The sequence below is a fragment of the Bythopirellula superficialaquae genome, from assembly GCF_059632245.1.
In genome coordinates this window covers 914928-927061 of the sequence record NZ_CP197426.1, presented here as the reverse complement: position 1 = coordinate 927061, position 12134 = coordinate 914928, and the positions used below count along the sequence as shown (strand labels likewise).

Sequence of the window (12134 nt, the reverse complement as noted above, 5' to 3'; positions counted from 1 at the left end):
GATTCGTTGAATCGCGGCTATTTCGGTGCGATCTGCTCGAGCTCGATGCACGTTTCGGTGAGTGCATCATGCTGTTTCATTTCCGTTGCCCAATGCTGAGCGCGTTCTGCCACGCTGGGAGTTGAGAGCAACTTGTTGAGTACGCGGGTGAGATTTGGCCCTGTGAACTTTTTGGGGGGCAATACGTCGGCTACGCCCAGGCGCTGTAATCGCGCAGCGTTGTCGAGTTGGTCGTAGGCCATCGGCATGATGATCTGCGGCACGCCGCCGGCTAAACCTTGTCCGCAGGAACCGATGCCGCCGTGATGCACGAATGCCGCCGCGTGGGGCAAGAGTTGGCTGAATGGCACGAACGAAAAGTGAACAACGCCCGGTGGCAACAGCTTGGGAATGTGCGTCGAATAGCGTGAAAGCAATATCCCACGCCGATTCAAATTCTCACACGACTCGACGGCAGCAGCGAAGAACCAATCGGCGTCGGTGTTCGCCGAGCCAGGGGCGAACACAATCGGCGGCGTGCCAGCTTGCAAAAATTCCGTGACCGGCGCGGGAAGCTCGACCACCGCTTCATCCCACAACGGGAAGCCCGTGACGCGGGTATTGGGAGGCCAATCGGGTTGCGGCGGGCCGAACCACGCGGGAAATAAGCCGAGCACCATTTGCGGGGAGAAATACCACTCGTGCATCACGCGACTCACGAGTGGCAAATCCAAATCTCGGCGGAGCGAGTTAATCTCACCTGCCAATAAGTAATCGACGACTTTATCGGCGAGCCAAAATTGCAATCGGCGAAACCATTTCGGCAGCCACGGATACATCAGCATAAAAAACATCTGCGGCGACTCGTGAAAACTTCGTAGGGCCACCGGCGCGAAGTGGATGCTCGCCATCGGCGTGCCGTGCTTCTCGTGATAGATGCGGCTGGCGAAATCGAGGCAATGCGCGGCGAGCACGGTGTTACCTGGTTCGACGTTCGCTTCGATGATGTTATACAAATTGCGAAGTGTGCGGGCCATCAAACTCATAATGAGCCGCGGCCCGCGCGTCGGATTCCACAAATCGGGATGATGAGCCAGCGTGTGATATTCCTCGGCCGTGCCCAGAGGTAAGCATTCAAGCCCCATTGATTCCACGAGTTGTTGGAAATGAGGGTTGGTAATGATCACCGCGCGATGCCCCCGCGCTTGGAGTGTCGCGCCCAATCCGACCATCGGATGGACGTCGCCGTAACTTCCGAGGGCGGTGATGAGGAACTTCATGTTGGTATTTAATCCCGTGATTAAGCAAGAACGCTAAGCCGCGAGCGGCATGGTTTAAAGCATCGTCGCAATGCGGACACCGGCTCACAAGGGGGCAAATCAGCGTTGCGGCTCGCCGTCGTGGAGTCAACAATAAGGAAAAGCAGCCTGCCCGCCGGAACGCGAGATAACCCCCATGGCCGATCCTGACGACGAAGACGATGACTACGAGTTGGAACTCGAAGACGTCGACGAGGAAGTGTTGGAGCATGCCCGGGTGCGTGCCACGCGGCAAGTGGAAGAAACCGAAGCCCGAGCCGCGCGGCTGGAAACCTTCGACGTTCCCACCGAAGCCGAGGCAATTGGGCTCGACGACCTCAAGAGCTTTCGATTCACGACCTGGCATCTGTTGGTCGCGACGGCTTTGGTCGCCGTATTCATGTCGGTCATCAAATTGGGGGGTGGCTGCAACGGCATTTTCATCGCCGGATTGATGACCTTGGCGGCGGGTTGGTGGTACGTCTTGCGTAAAGAACGCAGCGAGCGTTTAGCACGCGAACGGCGGCGACTGGAAATTGAAGCCCGTCTGGAACAATCTCGCAAAAAAGAAACTGTCGTGACTGAGCGGATGGCCGGTTTGGAACCCGACGAAGAAGAGTTGGTTCCTACAAAGCCGGCATTGAGTTTTTCGTTCTCGCTCAAGCAGATCATGGGCACGTTCGCCGTGGCTGCGGTTGTGTTGACGATTGCCACCTTGTTTGGTCCGAACACTGCTTCGTTGATTCTGGGTGTCGTCGCTGTGTTGGGACTGGCAATTCAAGTGATCGGCATCGAACTGCCGGGCATTCTCGTGTTCGGTTGGTGGATATTGATGCTCATGTACGTGGCCATGAGTCTCTGGGCCATCTTTAATTCCACCGGTGGGCCGTAGCGATTTTTTATGCCACGCGCTTGTAGCTTCGTTTAATGCGGCGATGCACAAGGCGATTGTTCCGAAACTCGCGCGCCCGGCACAACACACACGGCATCGCGACCATCGCTCCGCAACCGGGACAGCGCTGGGGATGCGAAAAGCATTTAGCTGATCCTTCTTGCAATTCGCGGCCATGGTGCCCCCGCTTACCCGAGGCAATGTTATGCACCGTGCCGCGGCTTACTTGAAGCTGCTCGGCGATCTGTCTCTGCGACAATTCTCCTAACGCGAGCAACTGCCGGATTTCGTCGACCACGGCTAATGGCAACATGGCGGCACCTCCCGGGGTTTCCACGTTGCGGGTGATAGGCCATCGATATCTTTCTCGGGCCAGAAATCGCCGTACTCGGGCTGCGGATCGCGTTCGTCGTCATCAGCCAGGAAGGCATCCCAGGGATCTTCCAACCAAGGTTCAGGCTCTTCGGCAAAGCAAAAAGTGTGGAGCATGGGTGTTCGTCCTCGAACGAAAAGGAGTGTTAGCGGACGAACAAAAAACTAGCATAAATCGGTGGCCAAAAATATACATTTGTACACTAATTTTATGCATGGTTTTTGCGCGAGGATTTTGGCCATTTTTCGCTGGATTTGGCCACCAGATGAGGTTATGCGACACCGCCGCTTAGCGATTCGCTTCGGCGGATTCGAGCAATTCGTAGAGCTGGTTTTCGCTGCGGTTCAGCTCGTCGCGCAGTGGTGGGGTGAGTTGCGAATAGACTTCCGCGGCTTCGCGTTCGTGGCCGAGTTGTTTGAGACAGAGATACTCCGCGGCGAGCGTGAACGCTTGGAGCGAATCGTTTTCGCCCGCTTGCTCTTTGAGTTGTAGCAAAATTGGTATGGCACGGTCGTAGCCGGCTTGCTCCTGAGAGACGAGCAAGAAGTGCCGGACCAAGCCTTGCTGGGCCAATTGTTTGTAGAATGGGTCTTCGTTGGGAAAATTTTCCCACACGGCTCGCCACGCCGGTTCGCTGTCGACCATCTTGGCATGGAACAATTGCGCGCCGACGGTTTCGCGCTTAGGAATCGGCGCGGTACGTGAACCACGGAGCAAAAATTGCTGCCGCTGGGTGACTAATCCCAACATTCCGCCGAGCACGATAGCCGCAAGCAAGAGCCCAATCGTTTTACGACGACTCCAACCGACGGATTGCAAGCGAGATTCTTCCCGCATGAGCATGCCGAGTTCCGCGCTGGCTTCGCTGCGCGAATCGCTGGTGGCAATCCATTCGACGAGCGACCATTCCTCAGGACCCACGGCCCAACCGGATTGCGAGGCCTGAACGGCTAGTTCTTTCAGTTCGGTGAGCAACTGCGACGGAGAGGCGTAGCGATCGGTCGGTTGCTTGGCCATCATGCGATGCACGATGTCGACTAATCGCTCGGACAACCCTTCACGCACGCTGTCGAGCGCACGCGGCGCTTTGTTGAGATGCTGCACGGCAATCGCCAGGGCCGTTTCGCCCGTGTGCGGCGGTTCGCCGGCCAGCAGGTGGTAGCTGGTCACGCCGAGCGAATAGATATCGCTGCGGGCATCAACGGGGCGGCCTTCGATTTGCTCGGGGCTCATATATAGCGGTGTCCCCATCGCGACGCCCACCTGCGTGAGCGTTTTGTTGTCGACCGAAAGGACCCGCGCGAGCCCGAAGTCGGCTACTTTCACCGAGCCGGTGGTGCTGAACAGGATGTTGGCGGGCTTGATGTCGCGGTGAACGATGCCGACTTCCGCCGCTTTGCACAGGGCTAACGCGACTTGCCGAAGGATGTCGAGCACCACGCCCTGGTCGAGGGCCCCTTTGTGAGCGAGGATTTCGTCGAGGCTTTTGCCGGCCACAAATTCCTGCGCGATGAAATGGATTCCGTCGGCGTGCCCCACTTCGTATATCTGCACGATGTTGGGATGCACGAGCGAAGCCGCGGCGCGGGCTTCATTGTGGAAGCGCTCGATGTAGCTGGGATCGTGCGCGAGTTGGGCATGTAGCACTTTGAGCGCGACTTGCCGGCCCAAAGATTTCTGCTCGGAGAGATAAACGTCGGCCATCCCCCCCGAACCAAGCCGCCGGAGAACCAAATAGCCGCCGACTTGGCGTCCGGTGAGATTCTCGCTGGGAACGGCAACTCCACTCATCGCATTCTCTGGCCGCTCACGGTTAAGTTGCTCTGAATTCTAAACTTCATCTATCGAGGAATGCCGACGCCTTTGAGCACGCGCTCGGTGGCTTCGGATTTATTGAGCACATAATAATGGATACCCGGCACGTCCGCGGCGACGAGCTCGGCGGTTTGCTTCATGGCGAATTCCACGCCGACTTCAAACTGTCCTTCCGAACCATCTTCGTGTTTCGACAGATCGGCCAGGAACTTGGCCGGAAGTTTCGCTCCGCAGAGCGAAGTGATGCGTTGTATTTGCGCGCCGTTGGTCACGGGAAGCAGACCGGGAACGATGGGAATTTTGATCCCCAAGGAGACGCAGCGATCGCGGAAACTGAAAAAGTCGGCGTTGTCGTAGAACAATTGCGTGATCACAACGTCGGCTCCCGCGTCGACCTTGTTCATCAGGTTCGCGAGATCTTGTTCTGGGCTGGGGGCTTCCACGTGTGTTTCGGGATAGCCCGCCACGGCGATTCCCATGTCGGAAAATTCTTGGCGAATAAACTCCACGAGTTGGTTCGCGTAGGAAAAACCACCTTCAACCGCCGTAAAAGCGGTTTCCCCTTTGGGGGGGTCACCACGCAAAGCCACGACATTGTTCACACCAAGGATCCGCGCGCGTTCGAGATAGGAGTGCAATTGATCGACCGTACTGCCGACACAGGTAAGATGTGTGGCCACGGGGATATCGTATTGCTTGCGCACCGAAGAGATGACTTCCAACGTGCGATTCTGGGTCGAGCCCCCCGCCCCATATGTGCAGGTCATGTAGCTCGGCTTGAACGCAGCAAGGCGGTCGAGATGAACCTGTAGCCCCAGCACCCCCGCCTCGGTCTTAGGGGGGAACAATTCAAAGGAGAGGCCGAACTTGTCGGGACCGTAAGCCTGGGCAATCGTCGTCAACAGTGTTATCTCCCAATCGGTGGCAATATAGAGCGGTTGTTACTGTAAATTGTGCGGCGGTGATTCGCAATGAAAGACTTCCTCTGCGGGAATCCTTCCGTCGGTTACTCGCAAATAATCTCACGCACAGGACTTACAGCTTGACTGTTTCTCCCAGCTCCACAGGGACTTCGCCAAACATCCGGGTGTTGTCAGTTCTCCGGAACGAACGTTTCCTGCTGGCAATCCGTGCGAGAATAATATAGGCTAATTGGCATACCGGCGGCATCCGATAAACAAGCATTCTTTGCCATTCCCACCTTGCAAGCAACCGTAGTTTCTTCCGCTTGAACACACAGAAATTTGCCTTTCTCTTGCGGTGAGTGATTGCCGCGGTGAAATTTGAGCCTAACCCTCCCACCGATCCGTTATAATCCAGCAGACTTGAAACAGGCATTTTTTGCCGGTTGTTCACGCTTGATGGGCATTTGCTAAGATAAGCCAAACAGAACGATTACGCGGGGCGCAGGCAAGCGTCACGCCGATTGGATTTTTCGCACGTCCGATCCCAAGATTTTAGCGGCAACTTTTTGGGGACCCTTAGAGAAAGCGACCCTTATGAGCCAAACCGAGATCCCCGGCAGCAGTGTAGCCAAGCCCCCACGCGACAGTTGGACCGAAATCACACCTCAAGCTCTTTACGACAAGTTGGTGACGCTGTCGCGCAACTTGTGGTGGAGCTGGCATCCCGAGGTGGTCGCGTTGTTCCGCGATTTGGATCCCGTCCGTTGGCGGCAATTGGATCACAATCCGGTGGCCCTTTTGTCGGAGATGACTCCCGAGCAAGTGGCCCAACGCGCGAGCGAAATGGTGCTCTACACGCGCATTAATCAAGCGCACCGCCGCATGAAGGATTATCTCGGAAATACTCAAAGCACGTGGGGTGCTCGTGAGGCCGGCGTGTTGGGTTCGATGCCGGTCGCCTACTTCTCGGCGGAGTTCGGCATTCACGAATCCGTGCCGATATACTCCGGCGGTTTGGGCGTGCTTTCCGGCGATCATATCAAAAGCGCAAGCGGATTGGGCGTGCCCCTGGTGGCTATTGGTTTGTTTTATGACCAAGGCTATTTCAAGCAGCATCTCGATGCCGAAGGTTGGCAGCAAGAAGAATATCTCGACACCAAAGTTGAGAATCTTGCCATGGAGCCAGCCCGTGATAAGAGCGGCAAGCCGATCACCATCTCGATCGACACGTTAGACGGTCAATTGCTCGCTAAGGTGTGGTTGATGCGCGTGGGCCGCGTGCCGTTGTATTTGCTCGACTGCGACGTCGAAGGCAATCGCCCAGAAGATCGCGAACTGACGAGCCGGCTCTATGGTGGCGACGTGCGAACTCGCATTCGCCAGGAATTGGTCCTCGGGGTGGGAGGCGTCAAAGCTTTACGGGCATTGAGTATTTTCCCAGGCGTCTATCACCTGAATGAAGGTCACAGCGCGTTTGCTCCACTGGAAGTTATTCGCGAGCGGATGAGCGACGACGGCCTGTCGTTCGACGATGCCCTGCGCGACGTGGCTCAACACACGGTGTTCACCACGCACACGCCGGTACCCGCCGGCCACGACCGCTTTGAAGGCAAACTGGTCGAAGAGCATTTGGGCCCACTGCGTCAACAGATCGGTATTTCCTACGAACAACTGATGGGCCTCGGCCGCGTTGAACCGCAGAACGAAAACGAGTTGTTCTGCATGACGGTGATCGGTCTGAAGCTATCCCGGCGTGCCAACGCCGTGAGCTCGCTGCATGGTTATGTATCGCGGCGGATGTGGTCGCACCTGTGGCCCTGGCGGGTCGAGGAAGAGATTCCCATCGGCCATATCACCAACGGCGTACACGTACCGAGCTGGCTGGCACATCCGATGCAGATGCTTTACGACAAGTACCTCGATTCCGATTGGCAACAACGGATGGGCGATGCCAAGACCTGGCAGAAAGTTTACTCAATCGACCCGGGCGAGTTGTGGGAAACGCACAACGCGCTCAAGAGTCGCTTGCTGGAATTCGTCCGTCGTCGTGTGAGCCGTCAATGCCGCCGTCGCAACGAAGATGAAGCGTCCGTCGAAGCGGCTCGTATGGTGCTTGATCCGAGCGCGCTGACGATTGGCTTCGCGCGGCGATTTGCCACTTACAAGCGTGCCGACTTGTTCTTGAAGAATCTAGATTTCTTCATGGAGTTGCTCGACGACGTAAATCATCCGATTCAATTCGTGTTCGCCGGCAAGGCCCACCCCGCCGACGAGCCGGGTAAAAAGTTGATTCAAGGAATTGCCAACTTGCGGCTCGATCCGCGCTTCGCAGGCAAGATCGTCTTTGTGGAAGATTACGACATCAACGTCGGTCGGCATCTGACCCAAGGGGTCGACGTGTGGTTGAACAATCCTCGGCGTCCTTTGGAAGCCTCGGGCACCAGCGGCCAAAAGGTCGTGCTCAATGGCGGCTTGAATTGCTCGATTCTCGATGGCTGGTGGGCGGAAGCATTCAATGGCATGAATGGCTTTGCCATCGGCCACGGCATGCAGCACCGCGACACAGCGATTGCCGATCAACGCGATGCCGAAGACTTGATGCGCGTGCTCAAAGAAGAAGTGATTCCGCTCTTCTACGACCGCGATACCGACGGCTTGCCCAAGGCATGGATTCACCGGATGACCAACTCGATCGCGACCCTGGCCGCGCGGTTCAGCGCCCATCGCATGGTGATGGACTACGTGAAGCACGCCTATTTGGTGGCCGCGGGTGGGTTGAGCTCCGACATGAACATGCGGTAGTTGGCTGATCGTTAGCTGCGGCGATACAATGAATTTCAAAGCCCAGGGGTTGCAACCCCTGGGCGTTAGAACCTTCAGCCGCACTTTCCCATGCCTGCTAAGATCACCTCACCTGACCACCCTGCCCTCGCCGAGCTGTGCGAGCAGCTTGCCACCCATGCGCGCGACACCGATCTCACGGGGGATTGGCCCGCCGAGCAATTGCGTCTGTGTGGTGAGTACGGCGTGTTCGAGTGGTTTCTCGAACCGGAGTGGGGTGGCCAGCGCTGGGATCAAGAAGACATCGTCCGCGGCTATTTGGAATTGAGCCGGGCATGTCTCACCACGACGTTTATTATCACGCAGCGCTCGGGGGCCTGCCGGCGGATCGCCACTTGCGACAACGAAGCTCTCAAAGAACTTTTGCTTCCCGATCTCGCTTCAGGTAAGAGTTTTGCCACGGTGGGTATCTCGCATCTCACCACTAGCAGACAACACGTGAAGACTCCCGTGCTGCGAGCGGAACGAGTCGATGGCGGATTTAGCTTCGACGGCTATAGCCCTTGGGTGACCGGAGCGCCGCATGCAGCACATGTGGTGACGGGAGCCACGATGATGGAAAACGGCGCGGCCACGGCAGAACAAGTCTTGGTCGCGCTACCTACAGAATTGCTGGGCGTCTCAGTGCCGCGTCCCGCGCAATTGATTGGGGTCTCGGCAAGCGACACGGGCGAAGTACGCTGCGAGCAAGTTTTTGTCGAAGATCGCTGGTTGATTGCCGGGCCCGTGGAGAACGTGATGTCGCTTGGCTCGGGAGCTGGCACGGGCGGCCATCAAACTTCGACGCTCGCGTTGGGCCTTTCACGGGCTGCGCTTGATTACATGGCTACGGAATCGACCAAACGCACGGGGCTAACTGAGCCACTGGATGCACTCGAAGACGATTATCAAGAAACACACAACATGCTGATGTCGGTCGTGCGGGGTGAACCAAGTTGCTCACCAGAAACATTGCGTCAACGGGCCAACAGCCTGGTGCTCCGTTCGACTCAAGCCGCGCTCGTGACCGCCAAAGGGGCGGGTTACGTGCAAGGCCATCCCGTGGGTCGTTGGTGCCGCGAGGCGTTGTTCTTTTTGGTTTGGAGTTGCCCTCAACCGGTTGTTTCCGCCAATCTGTGTGAATTGGCAGGCATTGCGAACTAATTTTCTCGGCGGATCAATTTTTATGGCGGCAGAAGACCCGATTGTTGTTTGGCACGAACAAAGCGTTTCCCGCGCGGATCGCGAAGCACTCAATGGCCACCGCGGCTGCGTGGTGTGGTTCACCGGGCTGAGCGGCTGCGGCAAAAGCACGATCGCCAACGTCGTTGATAAGCTGCTGTGGGAGCGCAAGGTGCGCAGTTATTTGCTCGATGGTGATAACGTGCGTCACGGACTGAATGCCACGCCGGACATGCTAGCAAAGCAATATGGCGAAGAATTCGGTAAACGGTTTGGCTTGGGCTTTTCGCAACAAGACCGCGAAGAGAATATCCGCCGCGTGGGTGCCGTGGCTGGGCTGCTCGCCAACGCTGGTCTCATTACGCTCACTGCGTTCGTGAGCCCCTTTCGTGGCGATCGCGATTCGGTGCGAGCCAGTTTGCCCGCAGGAGATTTCATTGAAGTATTTGTCGATGCTTCGCTGGAAACTTGCGAGGCTCGCGATCCCAAAGGGCTATACAAGAAAGCTCGCGCGGGGGAAATTGCCAACTTCACCGGTATTAGCTCTCCTTACGAAGCCCCTGAAAAACCTGAGTTAGTGCTTGATTCCAATACGCTCGCACCACCCGAACTTGCTCAGCAGGTCATCGACCGCTTGGTTGAACTCGGCAAGATCAGCTAGCGTACTGCTAGTGATTTGAATCACTCAATTGCGGCAAACTTTCACGCTCGTGCCGTTGTTCATGTTGACCGCGCAACGCCAGGAGGATTAGATTGCGCATGCGTGGGAGGGACTCGCCCACACACTTTTCACGGAGGGACGAGGATGAAAGCTTTAGTCCGTCGCGGCCTAGCCAGCGAATTGGCGAACCGACTCACCCTGTTGGAAGTCGAGGCCAGCTACGCGGCGGGAATCTCTTCGCTCCAGAATTCACACGAACATCTGCGGTCGGAGTTGATCGGGCAAGAAACGGCCCAGCGCGTGCGCGAGGAACTCGAATCGCAGTTGCCGGGTCGGGTACGCCAACTCCGCGTGTCAGCGACCGACAAGTTCGTGGTTCTTGCTGGCTCGTGTGGATCGTACTATACGAAGCAACTCGCACAGCACGTGGCAATGGAACTCTTGGTCGACGAACGACTAGTGAACAACATTGTGGTCATCCCGGCGAAGTAATTACTGTTGATCAGCAGCAAGCACATGAACTTCCTGCTGCAATGAATCTCCAAGTCGGTCCCGTTCAGTTTCTAGTTCAAAATGCGTCTGCAAATTGAGCCAGAACTGGTCTGAGGTACCAAAATAGCGAGCCAAGCGCAAAGCGGTGTTCGCCGTGATGGCTCTTATGCCTTTGACAATCTCATTGATTCGTCGCGGGGAAACATTGATATCCTTGGAAAGACGATACTGACTAATCCCAAGCGGCTCGAGAAATTCCAGCAGCAAAATCTCGCCTGGATGAATCGGTGTTATTTTCTTGACAGCCATAATCGACCTTTAGTGATAATCAGCAATCTCAACTTCATACGCATCGCCTGACGACCAAGCAAAGCAAATACGCCATTGATCGTTAACACGAATACTGTATTGGCCCTTCCGATTCCCTAATAATTTTTCTAATCGATTACCGGGCGGAACTCTTAAATCATCTAATGATTCGGCAGCGTTGATAATCAGGAGCTTTCTTAAAGCCGCGCGTTGTACTTCCTGCGAAATGCCTTTGACACGCTCACGACGAAAAATGCTCTCAGTAGCTCGGTCGCGAAAGCTTTGGATCATACCAATCAATAGTAACGCATGGCGTTATCATTGTCAAATACCATTAAGATTCGCCGGAGACACACTCTCTATAAACGCTAGCTAACTGCTCGCAGATCTCTTCTTCGCCGCTCAGAAAACCGATCTCGATCCCCACGGCCCAGAGCGGAATGCTTCCCAATGTCGGCACGCGCAGCTTGACGAGATCCTTGCGTGTGCAAACCACGATGTCGGCTTGTTGGCTCCATTGGCTCAAGGAGGTGACGTCGTCGCGGGTGTAGTTGTGGTGATCGGGAAACTCGCGCCAGGCCACGACTTCGCAGCCTAACGTCCCGACCGTGTGCCGAAAACCGGTGGGGTTGCCAATTCCACAAAATGCCGCGACTCGCTTGCCGGATAAGATATTGGTGTCGACCTGTTGACCTGCGCTATTCAAAAGCGCGGCCACGCGATGTTCCACTTCGCACCAAGTGGCTTGAGGGGCAAGTTTCGCCACACGCTGGCGGATCTTTTCCCGTTCGCTGGGAGCGAGCATATCGGCTCGGCTGAGAACCACAGCGTCAGCTCGCGCTAAGCCGGTAAGCGGCTCGCGCAACGTTCCGCGGGGGAATACGTGCTCGAACCCGAACGGTTCCGTGGCGTCGAGCAGCACAATGTCCAAGTCGCGTTGCAACCGACGATGCTGAAAGCCGTCGTCGAGCAAGATGATTTGCATTTCGAGTTCTTCAACCGCCACTTGGGCCGCGGCCACTCGGTCGGGGTTCTGCACGTGGGGAACATCCGGCAGCGCGAGTTCCAATTCCAGCGCCTCGTCGTTGTAACCCCCTGCCTCAGCACCGTAGCCACGGCTGACGATGGCCACGCGAATGTCCTCGGCACGTAAGTGACGAGCGATCCACTCGACAAACGGTGTCTTGCCCGTTCCCCCCAGTGTGAGATTCCCGACGCTCACTACTGGCACGCCCGCATTATGAGTTTCCGCCTTGCCACTAGCGTAGCGTCGGTTGCGATAACGCATCGCCAACGTGTACGGCACTTCGGCGATGCGCAGGGCCGTCCGCATGGCAATGGCCTTGGCACCCGTGCGTCGACCGCTCACAAGCTCGCGAAATTCAGTGGGAGAGAGCATGCATTCTTC

General features: G+C 56.5%; 13 protein-coding genes. 5 read left to right on the top strand and 8 right to left on the bottom strand.

From position 1 onward, the window contains the following. Positions 1-17: 17 nt before the first annotated feature. A complete protein-coding gene (locus SH678x_RS03850; protein WP_496921565.1) occupies positions 18-1259 on the bottom strand; it encodes a glycosyltransferase in 1242 nt (413 codons plus the stop codon). A 175-nt stretch (positions 1260-1434) separates the two neighbouring features. Here SH678x_RS03850 and SH678x_RS03845 point away from each other — a divergent pair, with 175 nt between their 5' ends. After that, complete coding sequence (locus SH678x_RS03845; protein ID WP_496921564.1) at positions 1435-2169, top strand: hypothetical protein; 735 nt, start codon at positions 1435-1437, stop codon at positions 2167-2169. Between the two features lie 7 nt (positions 2170-2176). On the opposite strand, the gene SH678x_RS03840 is transcribed toward SH678x_RS03845, so the two are convergent. The 4 genes from SH678x_RS03840 to metF all read right to left on the bottom strand — a co-directional run bounded on the left by SH678x_RS03840 (position 2177) and on the right by metF (position 5259). Next, positions 2177-2482, bottom strand: a complete 306-nt coding sequence (locus tag SH678x_RS03840; protein ID WP_496921563.1) for a hypothetical protein — start codon at positions 2480-2482, stop codon at positions 2177-2179. After that, on the bottom strand, positions 2470-2658 hold the full coding sequence (locus tag SH678x_RS03835) for a hypothetical protein (protein WP_496921562.1): 189 nt from the start codon (positions 2656-2658) through the stop codon (positions 2470-2472). The genes SH678x_RS03840 and SH678x_RS03835 overlap by 13 nt, the downstream gene beginning before the upstream one ends. A gap of 172 nt (positions 2659-2830) precedes the next feature. After that, entirely contained in the window at positions 2831-4333 is a 1503-nt protein-coding gene (locus SH678x_RS03830) for a serine/threonine-protein kinase (RefSeq protein WP_496921561.1), read from the bottom strand. Positions 4334-4383: 50 nt separating this feature from the next. Further along, a complete protein-coding gene (metF, locus tag SH678x_RS03825) occupies positions 4384-5259 on the bottom strand; it encodes a methylenetetrahydrofolate reductase [NAD(P)H] (protein ID WP_496921560.1) in 876 nt (291 codons plus the stop codon). A 597-nt stretch (positions 5260-5856) separates the two neighbouring features. Here metF and glgP point away from each other — a divergent pair. From glgP to SH678x_RS03805, 4 genes are all read left to right on the top strand, one after another. Continuing rightward, the gene (gene glgP / locus SH678x_RS03820) at positions 5857-8064 is read left to right on the top strand and encodes an alpha-glucan family phosphorylase (protein ID WP_496921559.1); all 2208 of its coding nucleotides are present in this window, start codon (positions 5857-5859) and stop codon (positions 8062-8064) included. A 90-nt stretch (positions 8065-8154) separates the two neighbouring features. Beyond that, a complete protein-coding gene (locus SH678x_RS03815) occupies positions 8155-9246 on the top strand; it encodes an acyl-CoA dehydrogenase family protein (protein ID WP_496921558.1) in 1092 nt (363 codons plus the stop codon). Positions 9247-9268: 22 nt separating this feature from the next. Continuing rightward, positions 9269-9925 carry an adenylyl-sulfate kinase gene (gene cysC / locus SH678x_RS03810; RefSeq protein WP_496921557.1) on the top strand — a complete coding sequence of 219 codons (657 nt, stop codon included), beginning with the start codon at positions 9269-9271 and terminating at the stop codon, positions 9923-9925. A gap of 144 nt (positions 9926-10069) precedes the next feature. Next, entirely contained in the window at positions 10070-10417 is a 348-nt protein-coding gene (locus SH678x_RS03805; protein ID WP_496921556.1) for a hypothetical protein, read from the top strand. On the opposite strand, the gene SH678x_RS03800 is transcribed toward SH678x_RS03805, so the two are convergent. The 3 genes from SH678x_RS03800 to lpxK are packed head-to-tail and all read right to left on the bottom strand — an operon-like array spanning position 10418 to position 12125. After that, positions 10418-10726: a HigA family addiction module antitoxin gene (locus SH678x_RS03800; protein WP_496921555.1), complete on the bottom strand. Its 309-nt coding sequence runs from the start codon at positions 10724-10726 to the stop codon at positions 10418-10420. 9 nt (positions 10727-10735) lie between these two features. Then, positions 10736-11017, bottom strand: coding sequence for a type II toxin-antitoxin system RelE/ParE family toxin (locus SH678x_RS03795; RefSeq protein ID WP_496921554.1), 282 nt, complete (start codon positions 11015-11017; stop codon positions 10736-10738). Positions 11018-11060: 43 nt separating this feature from the next. Further along, positions 11061-12125, bottom strand: a complete 1065-nt coding sequence (gene lpxK / locus SH678x_RS03790) for a tetraacyldisaccharide 4'-kinase (RefSeq protein ID WP_496921553.1) — start codon at positions 12123-12125, stop codon at positions 11061-11063. Positions 12126-12134 lie beyond the last annotated feature (9 nt).

What these genes read in the sequence shown, in the direction of transcription:
- SH678x_RS03850 (WP_496921565.1), bottom strand. Translation starts at nt 1,259, where the DNA reads ATGAAGTTCCTCATCACCGCCCTCGGAAGTTACGGCGACGTCCATCCG.
- SH678x_RS03845 (WP_496921564.1), top strand. Translation starts at nt 1,435, where the DNA reads ATGGCCGATCCTGACGACGAAGACGATGACTACGAGTTGGAACTCGAA.
- SH678x_RS03840 (WP_496921563.1), bottom strand. Translation starts at nt 2,482, where the DNA reads ATGTTGCCATTAGCCGTGGTCGACGAAATCCGGCAGTTGCTCGCGTTA.
- SH678x_RS03835 (WP_496921562.1), bottom strand. Translation starts at nt 2,658, where the DNA reads ATGCTCCACACTTTTTGCTTTGCCGAAGAGCCTGAACCTTGGTTGGAA.
- SH678x_RS03830 (WP_496921561.1), bottom strand. Translation starts at nt 4,333, where the DNA reads ATGAGTGGAGTTGCCGTTCCCAGCGAGAATCTCACCGGACGCCAAGTC.
- glgP (WP_496921559.1), top strand. Translation starts at nt 5,857, where the DNA reads ATGAGCCAAACCGAGATCCCCGGCAGCAGTGTAGCCAAGCCCCCACGC.
- SH678x_RS03815 (WP_496921558.1), top strand. Translation starts at nt 8,155, where the DNA reads ATGCCTGCTAAGATCACCTCACCTGACCACCCTGCCCTCGCCGAGCTG.
- cysC (WP_496921557.1), top strand. Translation starts at nt 9,269, where the DNA reads ATGGCGGCAGAAGACCCGATTGTTGTTTGGCACGAACAAAGCGTTTCC.
- SH678x_RS03805 (WP_496921556.1), top strand. Translation starts at nt 10,070, where the DNA reads ATGAAAGCTTTAGTCCGTCGCGGCCTAGCCAGCGAATTGGCGAACCGA.
- SH678x_RS03800 (WP_496921555.1), bottom strand. Translation starts at nt 10,726, where the DNA reads ATGGCTGTCAAGAAAATAACACCGATTCATCCAGGCGAGATTTTGCTG.
- SH678x_RS03795 (WP_496921554.1), bottom strand. Translation starts at nt 11,017, where the DNA reads ATGATCCAAAGCTTTCGCGACCGAGCTACTGAGAGCATTTTTCGTCGT.
- lpxK (WP_496921553.1), bottom strand. Translation starts at nt 12,125, where the DNA reads ATGCTCTCTCCCACTGAATTTCGCGAGCTTGTGAGCGGTCGACGCACG.